The 14392-nt window shown below is 73.1% G+C and carries 15 protein-coding genes; 11 read left to right on the top strand and 4 right to left on the bottom strand.

All coding sequences use genetic code 11. The features are described 5' to 3' along the window. Positions 1 to 13 precede the first annotated feature (13 nt). A complete protein-coding gene (locus O7627_RS34565; protein ID WP_278097631.1) occupies positions 14 to 1234 on the top strand; it encodes an acetyl-CoA C-acetyltransferase in 1221 nt (406 codons plus the stop codon). Positions 1235 to 1261: 27 nt separating this feature from the next. Next, positions 1262 to 1882: a hypothetical protein gene (locus O7627_RS34560; RefSeq protein WP_278097630.1), complete on the top strand. Its 621-nt coding sequence runs from the start codon at positions 1262 to 1264 to the stop codon at positions 1880 to 1882. 58 nt (positions 1883 to 1940) lie between these two features. On the opposite strand, the gene O7627_RS34555 is transcribed toward O7627_RS34560, so the two are convergent. After that, complete coding sequence (locus O7627_RS34555) at positions 1941 to 2591, bottom strand: TetR/AcrR family transcriptional regulator (protein ID WP_278097629.1); 651 nt, start codon at positions 2589 to 2591, stop codon at positions 1941 to 1943. 126 nt (positions 2592 to 2717) lie between these two features. Here O7627_RS34555 and O7627_RS34550 point away from each other — a divergent pair, with 126 nt between their 5' ends. Beyond that, complete coding sequence (locus O7627_RS34550; RefSeq protein WP_278097628.1) at positions 2718 to 3809, top strand: nitronate monooxygenase; 1092 nt, start codon at positions 2718 to 2720, stop codon at positions 3807 to 3809. On the opposite strand, the gene O7627_RS34545 is transcribed toward O7627_RS34550, so the two are convergent. Further along, the gene (locus O7627_RS34545; RefSeq protein WP_278097627.1) at positions 3796 to 4992 is read right to left on the bottom strand and encodes an acyl-CoA dehydrogenase family protein; all 1197 of its coding nucleotides are present in this window, start codon (positions 4990 to 4992) and stop codon (positions 3796 to 3798) included. The two genes, O7627_RS34550 and O7627_RS34545, sit on opposite strands and share 14 nt — an antisense overlap. Before the next feature lie 98 nt (positions 4993 to 5090). Here O7627_RS34545 and O7627_RS34540 point away from each other — a divergent pair, with 98 nt between their 5' ends. Genes O7627_RS34540 through O7627_RS34525 form a run of 4 tightly spaced genes read left to right on the top strand, consistent with a single transcriptional unit; the run spans position 5091 to position 8906 of the window. After that, entirely contained in the window at positions 5091 to 5858 is a 768-nt protein-coding gene (locus tag O7627_RS34540; protein ID WP_278097626.1) for an enoyl-CoA hydratase family protein, read from the top strand. Next, complete coding sequence (locus tag O7627_RS34535; RefSeq protein ID WP_278097625.1) at positions 5855 to 6982, top strand: acyl-CoA dehydrogenase family protein; 1128 nt, start codon at positions 5855 to 5857, stop codon at positions 6980 to 6982. Before O7627_RS34540 ends, O7627_RS34535 begins: the two co-directional genes overlap by 4 nt. A 5-nt stretch (positions 6983 to 6987) precedes the next feature. Then, positions 6988 to 8043 (top strand): acyl-CoA dehydrogenase family protein, encoded by a 1056-nt coding sequence (locus tag O7627_RS34530; RefSeq protein WP_278097624.1) that lies wholly within the window; start codon positions 6988 to 6990, stop codon positions 8041 to 8043. Next, positions 8040 to 8906, top strand: coding sequence for an enoyl-CoA hydratase (locus O7627_RS34525; RefSeq protein WP_278097623.1), 867 nt, complete (start codon positions 8040 to 8042; stop codon positions 8904 to 8906). Before O7627_RS34530 ends, O7627_RS34525 begins: the two co-directional genes overlap by 4 nt. Before the next feature lie 95 nt (positions 8907 to 9001). Here O7627_RS34525 and O7627_RS34520 read toward each other — a convergent pair whose 3' ends face one another. After that, positions 9002 to 9454: a MaoC family dehydratase N-terminal domain-containing protein gene (locus tag O7627_RS34520; RefSeq protein ID WP_278098544.1), complete on the bottom strand. Its 453-nt coding sequence runs from the start codon at positions 9452 to 9454 to the stop codon at positions 9002 to 9004. A 27-nt stretch (positions 9455 to 9481) separates the two neighbouring features. After that, positions 9482 to 10495 carry an LLM class F420-dependent oxidoreductase gene (locus O7627_RS34515; protein WP_278097622.1) on the bottom strand — a complete coding sequence of 338 codons (1014 nt, stop codon included), beginning with the start codon at positions 10493 to 10495 and terminating at the stop codon, positions 9482 to 9484. A 213-nt stretch (positions 10496 to 10708) separates the two neighbouring features. Between O7627_RS34515 and O7627_RS34510 the strand changes: the two genes are divergently transcribed. From O7627_RS34510 to O7627_RS34495, 4 genes are read left to right on the top strand one after another with little or no spacing between them, the layout of a single operon-like run. Beyond that, a complete protein-coding gene (locus O7627_RS34510; protein WP_278097621.1) occupies positions 10709 to 11458 on the top strand; it encodes an SDR family oxidoreductase in 750 nt (249 codons plus the stop codon). 44 nt (positions 11459 to 11502) lie between these two features. Beyond that, a complete protein-coding gene (locus O7627_RS34505; RefSeq protein ID WP_278097620.1) occupies positions 11503 to 11919 on the top strand; it encodes a VOC family protein in 417 nt (138 codons plus the stop codon). 23 nt (positions 11920 to 11942) lie between these two features. After that, positions 11943 to 13148 carry a thiolase family protein gene (locus O7627_RS34500; RefSeq protein ID WP_278097619.1) on the top strand — a complete coding sequence of 402 codons (1206 nt, stop codon included), beginning with the start codon at positions 11943 to 11945 and terminating at the stop codon, positions 13146 to 13148. After that, a complete protein-coding gene (locus O7627_RS34495; RefSeq protein ID WP_278097618.1) occupies positions 13141 to 14391 on the top strand; it encodes an acyl-CoA dehydrogenase family protein in 1251 nt (416 codons plus the stop codon). The genes O7627_RS34500 and O7627_RS34495 overlap by 8 nt, the downstream gene beginning before the upstream one ends. Position 14392 lies beyond the last annotated feature (1 nt).

Genomic DNA, 14392 nt, shown 5'->3' with positions numbered 1-14392 from the left:
CAAGGAGGCAGACATGCCGGAAGCAGTGATCGTCGCCGCGGCGCGCTCACCGATCGGTCGGGCCCGGAAGGGCTCGCTGGTGGACATCCGCGCCGACGACCTGGTGACGACGATCGCCCGGGCGGCGTTGGACTCGGTGCCGGAGCTCGACCCCGCGGACATCGACGACGTCATGCTGGGCTGCGCCCAGCCGGCCGGCGAGCAGGGCTACGGCCTCGGCCGGATCCTGGCGTTGCAGCTCGGACTCGACCAGGTCGGCGGCACCACCGTCCAGCGGTACTGCGCGTCCAGCCTGCAGACCACCCGGATGGCGCTGCACGCGATCCGGGCCGGCGAGGGCCGGGTGTTCCTGTCGGCCGGCGTGGAGTCGGTCTCCCGGTACCCCGCCGGCAAGGCCGACGGGATGCCGGAGACCCACAATCCGCGGTACGCCGACGCGCGGGCCCGGACCGCCCGCCGGGCCGAAACCGGTACGCCGCCGTGGAGCGACCCGCGCGCCGACGGCGAGCTGCCCGACGTCTACATTGCGATGGGCGAGACGGCCGAGAACGTCGCGCAGCTGCGCGGCATCACCCGGGCCGCCCAGGACGAGTACGCGGCGCTGAGCCAGAACCGGGCGGAGAAGGCGCTCGCGGACGGGTTCTGGGAGACCGACATCACCCCGGTGCGGCTCCCCGACGGCCGGTGGCTGCGTACCGACGACGGACCCCGGCCGAACGTGACGGTGGAGGGGCTGGCCCGGCTCGATCCGGCCTTCCGGCCGTCCGGCACGGTGACCGCGGGCAACTGCTGCCCGCTCAACGACGGCGCCGCCGCGCTGGTGGTGATGTCGGACGACCGGGCGGCCGAGTTGGGGGTGCGGCCGCTGGCGCGGGTGGTCGCCAGCGGGGTGGGGGCACTCTCGCCCGAGATCATGGGGCTGGGTCCGGTGCCCGCCGTCGAGCGGGCGTTGCGGCACGCCGGGATGTCGATCGGCGACGTCGATCTGATGGAGCTGAACGAGGCGTTCGCCGCCCAGGTCATCCCGTCGGTGCGGGAGATCGGCATCGATATGGAAAAGGTGAACGTGCATGGCGGGGCGATCGCGGTGGGGCATCCGTTCGGGATGACCGGGGCCCGGATGACCACCACCCTGATCAACGCGCTGCGCTGGCACGACAAGCAGATTGGGGTGGTGACCATGTGCGCGGCCGGTGGCCAGGGCATGGCGCTCGTCCTCGAACGGCTGAGCTGATGGCGCTGCCGGGGCGGCCGGTCTGAGATGCCGGTCTACGCGTTTGGCGACCTCGTGCCGGTGGTCAGCCCGCAGGCGTACGTGCACCCGCTCGCCTGCCTGATCGGCGACGTGGTGATCGGTGCCGGTTGCTACGTCGGGCCGTTCGCGTCGCTGCGCGGTGACTTCGGCCGGATCGAACTCGAGGAGGGTTCGAACGTGCAGGACAACTGCGTGATGCACGCGTTCCCGGATCAGGCGGCGGTGATCGAGCGGGACGGTCACATCGGCCACGGCGTGGTGCTGCACGGCTGCCGGATCGGCCGGGGCGCGCTGGTGGGCATGGGCGCGGTGGTGCTGGACGGGGCGCGGGTCGGGGTGGAGTCCTTCGTCGGGGCGCAGAGTCTCGTGCCGGCCGACTTCGTCGTCGCGGACCGCTGGCTGGTGGCCGGGGTGCCGGCCCGCCCGCGCCGCCCGCTGACCCCGGGCGAGATCGCCTGGAAGGCGAACGGAACCCGGGTCTACCAGGACCTCGCCCACCGGTGCCGGACCTCGCTGCGGGAGGTCGAACCGCTCACGTCGGTGCCGCCGGACCGGCCCGCGACGCCGCCGGCTGGCCCGTCCGCGGTGCCGCTGCGGGCTCATCGCGACCGGTCGACCGGCGGGTAGGCACCGGGTGGGCCGCTGTTGCCGGTCGGTGACGCCGCCGCTCAGGTGGCGCCGGCTGTCAGCCGTCGGTCGGCCGCGCCGACTGCCTCCGCCGCGCCGGCTGCCTCGGCCGCCCCGGTTGTCCGGTGTGGACGGCGAAGCCGTCGAGGAACAGGGCGGTGCACTCGTCGGCCAGCTTCGCCATCGGCTGGTCGTCGGTCGGCTCGAACCAGCGCACCGAGAGCCAGACCGCGTCCCGGATGAAGCGGTAGAACACCTGGGGCCGGATGTCGGGGCGGAACGCGCCGGACCGCACCCCGGTCTCGATGACGGTGAGCCAGGTCTGTTGCACGTCTGCCGCGGTGGCCCGCAGGTACTCGCCGCGCGGCAGCGTACGCAGGAAGGCCTGGTCGTTCTGGTAGATCTGGGTGGCGTACGGGTGCGCCTCGATGGTGGCGAACGACTCCCGCACCAGGGCCGCCAGGCAGTCCCGGGGATCCGTTTCGGCCGCGATCACCATCGCGTACCGGGCGCGCAGGTCCGCCAGGTAGTCGACGATTATCGCCTCGACCATCGCGCCCTTGGATTCGAAGTGGTGGTACAGGCTGCCGGAGAGGATGCCGACCGAGTCGGCGATCTCCCGCACCGTGCTGGCGGCCACCCCCTTCTCGGCGAAGAGGCGGGCGGCGGCCTGCAGGATGATCTCGCGCCGACTGTTTCCCGGGGCCATGGGGCTGCCTGTCTCCCGTGCTTCGCGATGGAGCGGTCCGGTCATATGGTAAGCCAACCAAGCGCTTGCTAGGCTGGCGGGGGAGCGGCGGCCCGGCCCGCCGCCCGGGGAAGCGGAGGTGACGCGATGACCGAGGCCGCCGACGCGGACCCGGGCGCCTTCCATCCGGCGCTGCACACCACGGCCTGCGACCTGTTCGGGGTCCGTTACCCGGTGGTGCAGACCGGGATGGGCTACGTCTCCGGGCCGGAGCTCACCGCCGCCACCGCCAACGCCGGCGGGCTGGGCATTCTCGGCGGCGGTTCGATGACCTACGAAGAGCTGGCGGCGGCGGTGCGTCGGGTGAAGGAGCTCACCGCCGCGCCCTTCGGGGTCAACATGCGGGCCAACCAGCCGGACATCGACCGCCGGATCGAACTCGTCGTCTCCGCGGGGGTCCGGGTCGCGTCCTTCGCGCTCGCCCCGTCCCGCGACCTGATCAGGCGGCTCAAGGACGCCGGGGTGGTGGTGGTCCCGTCGATCGGCGCCAAGCGGCACGCCGAGAAGGTGGCCGAGTGGGGGGTGGACGCCGTCATCGTCCAGGGCAGCGAGGGCGGCGGCCACACCGGCCAGGTGCCGACCAGCCTGCTGCTCCCACAGGTCGTCGACGCGGTCGACATCCCGGTGGTGGCGGCGGGCGGCTACCACGACGGCCGCGGCCTGGTCTCGGCGCTCGCCCACGGCGCGGTCGGGATCGCGATGGGCACCCGGTTCCTGCTCACCAGCGACAGCACCGTCGCCGACAACGTCAAGCAGGTCTATCTCACCAAGACGGTCACCGACAGCGTGCTCACCACCGAGGTCGACGGCATCCCGCAGCGGCTGCTCAAGGCTGGCGCGGTGGAACGACTGCTGGACACCTCGGCGGTCCGCCGCTACGCGCGGGCGGCGCGCAACGCCGTGGCGTTCCAGCGGCTCTCCGGCACGCCGTGGCCGGACATGATCCGCGAGGGCGTCGCCATGCGCCGGTCGAACGACCTGCGCTGGCGTCAGGTCGTGATGGCCGCCAACGCGCCGATGCTCTACCGCGCCGCGCTGGTGCATGGCCGTTCGGACATCGGCATCATGGCCACCGGCCAGGTGGTCGGTCTGATCGACGACCTGCCGAGCTGCGCCGAGCTGATCGAACGGATCATGCGGCAGGCCGACTCGGTGCTGCGCCGGCTCACCGGAACCTAGCCAGCTCCCGCGCGGCGACGGTGTTGAGGTGCACCTCGTCCGGTCCGTCGACGATCCGCAGAATGCGCGCGGTCGCCCACATCCGGGCCAGCGGGAAGTCGCCGCTGACCCCGGCCCCGCCGTGCACCTGGATGGCCCGGTCGAGCACGGCCTGCGCCACCCGGGCGGCGACCGTCTTGATCGCCGCGATCTCGGCCCGCGCCCGGCGGGGGCCGACGGTGTCGACCAGCCAGGCGGTCCGCAGCACCAGCAGCCGGGCCTGCTCGATCTCCATCCGGCTCTCGGCGATCTGGGCCCGGACCATCCCCTGGTCGGCGAGCGGTCCGCCGAACGCGTCGCGGTCCAGGGCGCGGCGGCACAGCAGGTCCAGGCCGCGTTCGGCCATCCCGATGGCACGCATCGCGTGGTGGATGCGACCCGGCCCGAGCCGGGCCTGGGCCATCGCGAAGCCGCCGCCCTCCGCCCCGAGCAGGTGGTCGGCGGGGACCCGGACGTCCCGGAAGGCGATCTCGCAGTGTCCCTGCTGATCCTCGTACCCGAAGATCGAGAGGGTGCGGACGAGCTCGACGCCCGGGGTGTCCCGGGGAACCAGCAGCATCGACTGCTGACGGTGCGGCTCGCCGTCGGGGTCGGTCTTGCCCATCACGATCAGCAGCTCGCAGCGTGGGTCGGCCGCCCCGGTCGTCCACCACTTGCGCCCGTCGACGACGTACTCGTCGCCGTCCCGCCGGATCGTGGTGGTGATGTTGCGGGCGTCGGAGGACGCGACGGCGGGTTCGGTCATCGCGAACGCCGACCGGATCCGGCCGTCGAGCAGCGGATCCAGCCACCGCTCGCGCTGCGCCGGGGTGCCGAACATGTGCAGCAGCTCCATGTTGCCGGTGTCCGGCGCGGAGCAGTTCAGCGCCTGCGGTGCGAGGTGCGCCGACCGGCCGGTCAGCTCGGCGAGGTGCGCGTACTCGACGTTCGTCAGGCCGGAGAGGGCGGGCAGGAAGAGATTCCACAGGCCGCGTTCGCGGGCGGCCCGCCTGAGGTCGGCCAGCACCGGCGGCGGCTCGTGCGGGTCCGCCGCCGCGGCCCGCTGCGCGGCGTAGACCGGCTCGGCCGGATAGACGTGGCTGTCCAGGAACTCGTGGAGCGTCTGTCGCAGAGCCTCGGCCCGCCCGGAGATACCCAGCTGCATGCGGTCAGCCTAGCGTCCCAACCAAGCGCTTGCTACATTGCGAAGATGCGCCCGACCCGGCCGTCCTCGGGCCCGGCGCCGGCCCGTTGGAGGAGCCCGTGAGCCAACCGTCGTCGTCCTGCGTCACCGCCGAGGTCCACGCCGACGGGGTGGCCGAGGTGGTGGTCGACAACCCGCCCGTCAACGCCCTTCCGGTGGCCGGCTGGTTCGCGCTGGCCGACACCGTCCGCGCGCTGGGCGCCGACCCCCGGGTGCGGGCGGTGGTGCTGCGGGCCGAGGGCCGGGGCTTCAACGCCGGCGTCGACATCAAGGAGATGCAGCGCACCGACGGCTTCACCGCGCTGCTCGGCGCCAACCGGGGCTGCTACGCCGCCTTCGCCGCCGTCTACGAATGCGCGGTCCCGGTGATCGCCGCGGTGCACGGGTTCTGCCTCGGCGGCGGCATCGGGCTGGTCGGCAACGCCGACATCATCGTCGCCAGCGACGACGCGACCTTCGGGCTGCCCGAGGTGGACCGGGGAGCCCTGGGCGCCGCCACCCACCTGTCCCGACTCGTGCCACAGCACCGGATGCGCGCCATGATGTACACCTCCGCGACCGCCACGGCGGCCGAACTGCACGGCTACGGCTCGGTCCACCAGGTGGTGCCGGCCGAGGCGCTGCGGGACACCGCGCTCGACCTGGCGCGCGAGATCGCGGCGAAGGACCCGACGGTCATCCGCGCCGCCAAGGAGGCCCTCAACGGGATCGACCTCTGGGACGTCAAGAAGAGCTACCGCTACGAGCAGGGCTTCACCTTCGAGCTCAACCTGACCGGCGTCTCCGACCGGATCCGCGACGAGTTCGTCAGGGGCGACCAGGCATGAGCGCCGCCGGGGTGGAGGCGTTCCGGGCCGAGGCCCGGGCCTGGCTGACCGCGAACGTGCCGACCGACCTGCCCTCCGGCGACACGGCGGAGGGCTTCGCCCGGCACGTCGAGTGGGAACGCACGATGTTCGCCGCCGGCTGGTCGGTGGTGGCCTGGCCGACCGCGTACGGCGGTCGCGACGCGTCGCTGCGGGAATGGCTGATCTTCGAGGAGGAGTACTACCGGGCCGGCGGCCCACCCCGGGTCACCCAGAACGGGATCTTCCTGCTCGCGCCGACGCTGTTCGAGTTCGGCACCGCCGAGCAGCGCGACCACCTGCTGCCCCGGATGGCCGCCGCCGAGGACCTCTGGTGCCAGGGCTGGTCCGAGCCCGGCGCCGGCAGCGACCTGGCGGCGATCAGCAGCCGGGCGGTCCGCGACGAGGCGGCCGGCGGTTGGCGGCTGACCGGGCAGAAGACCTGGACCACCCGGGGCGCCTTCTGCACCCACCTGTTCGGGCTGTTCCGCACCGGCGGCGGCGAGGGCCGGCGGCACGACGGACTCACCTACTTCCTGGTGCCGCTGGACGCGCCGGGCGTGCGGGTACGCGGGTTCGAGCGGCTCGACGGCGACGAGGGCTTCGCCGAGGTGTTCCTCGACGACGTCTTCGTACCCGACTCGGGGGTGCTGGGGGAGGTGGGCCGGGGCTGGCAGGTCGCGATGGCGACGACGGGCTCCGAGCGGGGCCTCACCTTGCGCTCGCCGGGGCGGTTCCTGGCCTCCGCCGACCGGCTGGTCGAGCTGGCCCGCGGCCGGGACGCGGTCACCGCCGTCGAGCGGGACGCGGTGGTCGACGCCTGGATCGGCGCCCAGGCGTACCACGAGTTCACCCAGGCGCAGGTGGAGCGGCTGACCGGCGGCGGCCGGATGGGACCGGAGTCCAGCCTCAACAAGCTCTTCTGGTCGCAGCTGGACATCCGGCTGCACGAGGCCGCGCTCGACCTGCTCGGCCCGGACGCCGAGCTGGACGGCCCGTGGTCGCGCGGATTTCTCTTCTCGCTGGCCGGGCCGATCTACGCGGGCACCAACGAGATCCAGCGGACGATCGTGGCCGAGCGCGTGCTCGGGCTGCCCCGGAGGTGAGCGCGGTGACAGCCGTCGAGGAGCGGACCGCGCTGCGCGAGGCGGTCCGGGACCTGCTCGACCGGGAGTGCTCACCGGCGGTGGTCCGGGCCGCCTGGTCGGACGATCCGGCCGGCGCGACCGGACGGCTCTGGCGGCACCTGGCCGAGGCCGGCGTACCGGCGCTGCTGGTGCCCGAGTCGGCCGGCGGACTCGGCCTGGACGAGACGTACCTGGTGGCCGTCCTGGCGGAGACCGGGTACGCCGGGGTGCCCGCGCCGACGGTGGAGATCGCCGCGGTGGCCGCGCCGCTGCTGGCCGCCTCCTCGTCACACCGGGACCTCGCCGAGGCGGTACTTGGCGGCGGGGCGACCGTCTCGGTCCACACCCGCCCCGACGCGCCGGTCCCGTACGGCGAGGTGGTCGACGCGGTGCTGCTCCTCACCCGGTCCGGGGTGACCCTGCACCGGACCGGGCCCGGACAGCGGCACCGGGTGCCGGGTGTGGACGGTGCCCGCCGGCTGGCCCGCATCGACGGGGTCGCCGGGGAGACGGTGCGCGTGCCACCCGAAGACGTCGTGACGGCCGAGCTCCGGGCCACCCTGGGCACCGCCGCCGAACTCGTCGGGCTGGCCCGGCGGATGATCGCGATGACTGTCCGGTACGTCGTCGACCGGCGCCAGTTCGGGGTGCCGATCGGCAGCTTCCAGGCGGTGAAGCACCAGTTGGCGGACGCGCTGACCGCCGTCGAGTTCGCGGCCCCGCTGGTGGCGCGCGCGGCCGAGACGATGGCCGGCGCCGCCGGGACGTCCCGGGACGTCTCGGTTGGCCGGGACGTCTCGATGGCCAAGGTGGCCGCCTCCGACGCGGCCCGCCTGGTGGCGAAGCTGACGCTGCACTGCCACGGCGCGATGGCCTACACCACCGAGTACGACCACCACCTGTTCGCCAAGCGGGCCTGGGCCCAGGCGGCGGCCTGGGGCGGGGCCAACACCCACCGGCAGATCGTGGCGGCCGCGCTGGGCCTCGGCCCCGGCGACGCCCGGCACCAACCACCCACGCAGACGGGAGAGCAGCCGTGACCGACAACCCGGCGGAGGTGGTCCGGTACCGGACCGAGGGTCCGGTGGCCGTGGTCACCATGAACCGGCCCCGGTACCGCAACGCGCAGAACTCCGCGATGACGTACGCGTTGGACGACGCCTTCTACCGGGCGGCCGAGGACCCCGCGGTCAAGGTGGTGGTGCTGGCCGGCGCCGGCGACCACTTCTCCGCCGGCCACGACATCGGCACCCCGGACCGCGACATCGACCAGACCTTTCCCCGGCGGGCCGGACTGTGGTGGGACCACGTCGGCCGGCCCGGCGCGGAGAGCCGCTTCGCCCGCGAGGAGGAGGTCTACCTCGGGATGTGCCGGCGCTGGCGGGACCTGCCGAAGCCGACGATCGCGATGGTCCAGGGCGCCTGCGTCGCGGGTGGCCTGATGCTGGCCTGGGTCTGCGACCTGATCGTCGCCGCGCAGGACGCGTTCTTCGCCGATCCGGTGGTCCGGATGGGCATCCCCGGGGTCGAGTACTTCGCCCACCCGATGGTGATGGGTCCCCGGTTCGCCAAGGAGTTCCTCTTCCTCGGCGAGCGGATCGACGCCCAGCGGGCGCGGGAACTCGGCATGGTCAACCGGGTGGTGCCGCGCGCCGACCTCGAACCGGAGGTGATGGCGCTGGCCGGGCGGATCGCCGCCATGCCCGCCCTGGGGCTGGCGCTGGCGAAGAAGGCCGTCAACCAGGTCGAGGACGTGATGGGCTTGCAGACCGGGATCGACTCCGCGTTCGGCCTGCACCAGCTCGCGCACGCCCACAACGCGGAGGTCGGGGCCGATTCCCTGGCCGGCCACGACGCGCGCACCATGCGGGACGCGCAGCGCGACGGCACACCGGGCTCATAGCGGCGGGCGGAACCAGGGGTGGGCGAGCACCTCCCGGCCAGCCATGCCGGCGGACAACCGACACTGTCCGGTGTGGAGCGTCGAGGCGCTCGTCGTCAGGGGGCCTGCCCGCCGGTCGAGACCACGATCAGGGTCGACCGGGCGGTGCAGAGGTGCTCGCCGGCGGCGGTGCGTACCTCGTCGCGCAGTTCGATCAGCTCGTGTGCCCCGGCGTCGCGGATGTCGTCGATGTGGACCGTCACCGTCAGCCGGTCACCGGGCCGGGCGCACCGGCTGATGGTGAAGCTCTGGCTGCCGTGCAGTACGCGGTCGTAGTCGAGGCGCAGCGCGGGGTCGGCGGTGACGCGGCGGTTGGCCGCCCGGGTCACGATGACGGGGAAGGTGGGCGGGGCGATGACGTCGGGATGTCCGGCGGCCCGGGCGGCGGCGACATCGCGGTGCACCGCGCTTTCGTGACCGGTCGCGTCGGCGAACGCGCGGATCGCCTCCCGGCTCACCTCGTACTCCTCGGGGTCGGTGAACTGGCGCCCGACGTACCCGCGGTTCATGGTCACGGCTGTTCCTCCTGCCGGCTGTCAGTCGGCCCGGACCAGGCGGTCGAGCAGGGCACGGTCGTCGGTCTTCACGGTCACCACGTCCACCCCGCTGGCTCTCCACGCCCCGAGCCGGTCGGCGATCCGGTCCGCCGGGCCGATCAGGGCCAGCTCGTCGATGAGGCGGTCCGGCACCGCGGCGGCGGCCGCCTGCCGGCGACCGGCGAGGTAGTGGTCCTGGATGGTCGGGACGGCGTCGGCGTAACCGAGGCGGGAGACCAGCCGGGCGTAGAAGTTCTGGTCGCGCGGGCCCATCCCGCCGAGGTAGAGGGCGAAGACCGGCCGCAGCCGGTCCCGGCACCGGGCCAGGTCGGCGCCGGCCGCAAGGTGGGCGGTGGCGACGATCCGCAGCGGCGGCAGCTCCGGCGACCGGTCGGCCAGGCCGGGGGCGAGCAGGTCCCGGTAGAGGTCGGGTTGCTCGGGCGACCAGAACGCCGGCAGCCACCCCTCGGCGACGCGCGCGGTCAGGGCCACGTTCCGGGGGCCGTTGCTGGCCAGGTAGATCGGCACCCGGGGACGTCGGGGGTGCAGCGATGAGCGCATCGGCGGCACGTCGTCGGAGTCGGCGGGATACGGCACCTGGTAGTGCTTCCCCGCGTACCGGAGCGGCCCCTCGCGGGCCACCACCGACCGGACGATGTCGACGTACTCGCCGGTGCGGGCGACCGGGGCGTCGAACCGGGTGCCGTGCCAGCCGCGGACCACCTGTGGCCCGGAGGTGCCGAGGCCGAGCAGCAGGCGGCCGGCGCTGAGGTGGTCCAGGGTCATCGCCGTCATGGCGGTGGCGGCGGGGCTGCGAGCCGCCAACTGGAGCACCGCCGAACCGAGGCCGACCCGGCTGGTGTGCGCGGCGAGGTAGCCCAGGACGCTCACCGCGTCGGTGCCGTACGCCTCGGAGACCCAGATCGAGTCGACGCCGATCTCCTCGGCGTGCCGGACGAGGTCCAGCAGGTCGTGGAACGGTCGGGAATGGCCCAGGCTGAGACCAATTTTCATGGCGATCCGTTCAATATGTAGAACGCCCTGGAGACGGTGGTCCCGAGACCGTAGGCCGCCTCGTTTGTCGACGTCAAGGCCAGGATCCGTCGATCCATCAGGGCATTGACGAAACATGCTGTTGACATCTCTGCAATGCACGTCACAGGATGAGGACCTGCTGATGAAACACCGTTCTACATAGTGAACGGTCACTCCGAGGTGGAGGACGGCATGACCGACGACAGATCACGGGTCGCGTTCATCACCGGTGGCGCACGCGGCATCGGGCGTACCTTCGCCGATGCCCTCGTCGCCGACGGACATCGGGTGGTGCTCGCCGACGCGTCGGTTCCGGACGCCGAGATCGCCGCCGCCGAACTGGGTGCCGACCGCGCCCTCGCCGCGTACTGCGACGTGGCCGACGAGGACTCGGTGCGGGCGGCCGTGGACGCCACCGTCGACCGCTTCGGCGGCATCGACATCCTGATCAACAACGCCGGCCGGCATCTGATGAGCTGGAGCCGTCCGGTCACCGACGTGACCACCGAGGCGTGGCGGGACATCCTCGACGTGAACGTGCTGGGGATCGTGAACTGCGCCCGGGCCTGCCGCCCCCACCTGCGGGCCGCCGGCGACGGCGCCATCCTCAGCGTCTCGTCGGTCTCCGGCTTCACCTCGACCGACGTCTACGGGGTGACGAAGCTGGCCGTCCGGGGTCTGACGGTGGCGCTGGCCAAGGCGTTCGCCGACGACGGCATCCGGGTGAACTGCCTCGCGCCCGGGCCGATGGACACCGCGGCCGCGCTGGCCGACCTGCCGGACGAGCTGCTCACCGAGTTCATCGAGAACAAGCAGCTGATCAGGCGACAGGGCCGGACGGCCGATCTGGTCGGCGCGATGCGGTTCTTCTGCTCACCGGAGTCCTCCTTCGTCACCGGCGAGACCCTCATCGTCGGCGGCGGCTTCCCGCTGCGGGTCTGAGCCCGGTCCACCCCGAAGATCCCCTATCCCGGAGGAGCAAGACCATGAAGTGGAGCCTGCACCACGTCAACCTGCCGGCCTCGGACGTCCGCGCGATGGCCGCCTTCTACAGCACCGTCTTCGGCATGCGGGAGAAGCCGTTCCCGTTCGTCTCCACCGGACGTGGCGCACTGGAGACCGGCGGCGACTTCGTCGCCCTCTTCGAGGACGACGACAGCCGTCAGATCCACATCTGCAAGCCGACCCCGACCCTGCCCTGGGACAACGACCTGCGGCTGCACCCGGTCATCAACGGGCACATGGCGATCCAGGTCGACGACATCGAGGAGGTCATGCGGCGGCTCGACCGGCTCGGCATGCCCTACAACGACGCGGGCCGGTGGGCGTTCCAGGGCCACCGGCAGGTCTACACCTACGACCCCTCGATGAACGTCGTCGAGATCAACCAGCGCACCTCCTGACCACCGCGCGGAAGCGAGCCGACGTGACCGAGACAGCCGTTGTCGCCGCCGCCGTCCGGACCCCGTTGGGCCGGCGGCGGGGAGTGCTGGCCGGGGTCCGGCCCGACGAGCTGCTCGCGCTGACGCTGCGGGAGCTGGTCGCCCGCGCCGGGATCGAACCGGCGCTGATCGAGGACGTGGTGGCCGGCTGCGTCAACGCGGTCGGCGAGCAGGGCCGCAACATCGCCCGGGTCGCCGCGCTGGCCGCCGGGCTGCCCGAGTCGGTGGCCGGGATGACCCTCAACCGGATGTGCGGCTCCGGCCAGCAGGCGGTGCACGCCGCCGCGCACGCCGTGTTGTCGGGCCAGCAGGACGCCGTCATCGCCGGTGGCGTGGAGTCGATGAGCCGGGTGCCGATGGGCGCGGACGCGATGGGGGTGGAGCCGCCGGAGTCGGTCACCGCCCGCTACGAGCTGATCGGGCAGGGCGTGGCCGCCGACCGGATCGCCCGGCGGTGGGGCATCGGCCGGTCCGAGCTCGACGCGTTCGCGGTCCGCAGCCACGCCCGCGCCGACGCGGCCTGGCGCAGCGGCCGGTACGACGACGAGACGATGGCCATCCCCACCGACCCGACCGCCGCGCTGCTCGGGCGCGCGGACCCCGGCCCCGGGGCGCGGATCGTGGACGAGGGAATCCGCCCCGACTCGACACCCGCGGCGCTGGCGGCCCTGGCGCCGGCCTTCGGCCCCGACGGCCTGCATCACGCCGGCAACTCCAGCCAGCTCACCGACGGTGCGGCGGCGGTGCTCGTCTGCGCCGAGTCGGTCGCCGCGGCCACCGGACTACGACCCCTCGGCCGCATCCGGGCCACCGCCGTGGTCGGGGTCGATCCGACCCTGATGCTGCACGGCGTCATCCCCGTCACCCACCGGATCCTCGCCCGCGCCGGCCTGACCCTCGACGACATCGACCTGTTCGAGGTGAACGAGGCGTTCGCCAGCGTTCCGCTGGCCTGGCAGCGGGACACCGGCGTCGCCGACGACCGGCTCAATGTCAACGGTGGAGCGATCGCGCTCGGCCACCCGACCGGCTGCTCCGGCGCCCGGATCCTGACCACGCTCCTGCACGAGCTGCGCCGTCGCGGTGGCCGCTACGGGCTGCAGGTGATGTGCACCGGCGGCGGCATGGCCACCGCCACCCTGGTCGAGGCCGCGCCAGCGGAGACTTCAGGAGGCGCGACAGATGGCTGAGCCGCGCGGCCGGTTCGGGTGGGACACCCGGTTCGGGCCGGACATCACCGACCTGCTGGACGGGCTGCGCGCCTTCCTACGGGCCGAGGTCATCGAACGGCACCGGCGCGCCGGCGACCTGCTCAACGACCCGCGACGCCGGTACGGCCCGGACGGCCGCAACGTCGACGAGGTCGAGGAGCATCGGCGGGCGGTCCGCACCGCCGCCGCCGCGGCCGGCTACTACCAGATGTTCGTCCCGGAGGCGCTCGGCGGCGGCGGTCAGGGCACCGAGGCGATGTACGCCGCCTGGGAGCTGATCAGCCGGGTCTGCGGCAGCGCGAACTGGCTCGGGCTGGACGTGGTGGCGCACTGGGCGACCGGACCGAGCCTGGTCTTCACCCGGGCCGGCGAACCGATCCGCCAGCAGGTGCTGCCGGCACTGCTCTCCGGCGAGCGGACCATGTGCTTCATGATGTCCGAGCCCGGCGCCGGCTCGGACGTCTGGCAGATGTCGACCCGGGCGGTGCCCGACGGCGACGGCTGGCGGATCACCGGGGTCAAGCAGTGGATCTCCAACGGGCCGTCGGCCGACTACGGCCTGGTCTTCGCCGTCACCGACCCGGACCGGGTCCGCCGCAAGGCCGGCGGGATCACCGCGTTCCTCGTGCCGCGTACCGCTCCCGGGTTCAAGCTGGACAGCGTCATCCCGCTCTACGGCAACATCGGGGGCGAGCACGGCATCCTCTCCCTCGACGAGGTGCGGGTCGGCCCGGAGCAGGTGTTCGGCGAGCCGGGCGAGGGGCTGTCGCTGGGGCTGGACGGGATCGCGCTCGGCCGGCTCTACAACTGCGCCCGGGCGGTCGGGCTGGCCCGGTGGGCGCTGGACCTGGCCCTCGGCTTCGCGACCGAGCGCCGCACCTTCGGCCAGCCGTTGATGAGCAACCAGGGGATCTCGTTTCCGCTGGCCGACGCCGCGGTCCGCATCCACGCGGCCGAGCTGCTGGCGCTCGACGCGGCCCGCAAACTCGACGCCGGCGACCGGGCACTCGTCGAGGTGGCGATGGCCAAGCTGTACGCCACCGAGATGTCCACCGCCGTCATCGACCGGGCCATGCAGACCCTCGGCGGCATGGGCATCACCTCCGAGGTCGGCCTCGCAAAAGCCTGGCAGAGCATGCGTACGGTGCACATCGCCGACGGATCGTCGGAGATCCTGCGACGCCTCATCGCCGGGCGTCTCGTCGACGGGAAGCGGAGTTGAC

It is taken from the genome of Solwaraspora sp. WMMD1047 (assembly GCF_029626155.1).
In the GTDB taxonomy this organism is placed as follows: Bacteria; Actinomycetota; Actinomycetes; order Mycobacteriales; family Micromonosporaceae; genus WMMD1047.
The sequence above is the reverse complement of the archived record's forward strand: the minus strand, read 5'-3'. Positions and strand labels throughout refer to the sequence as shown.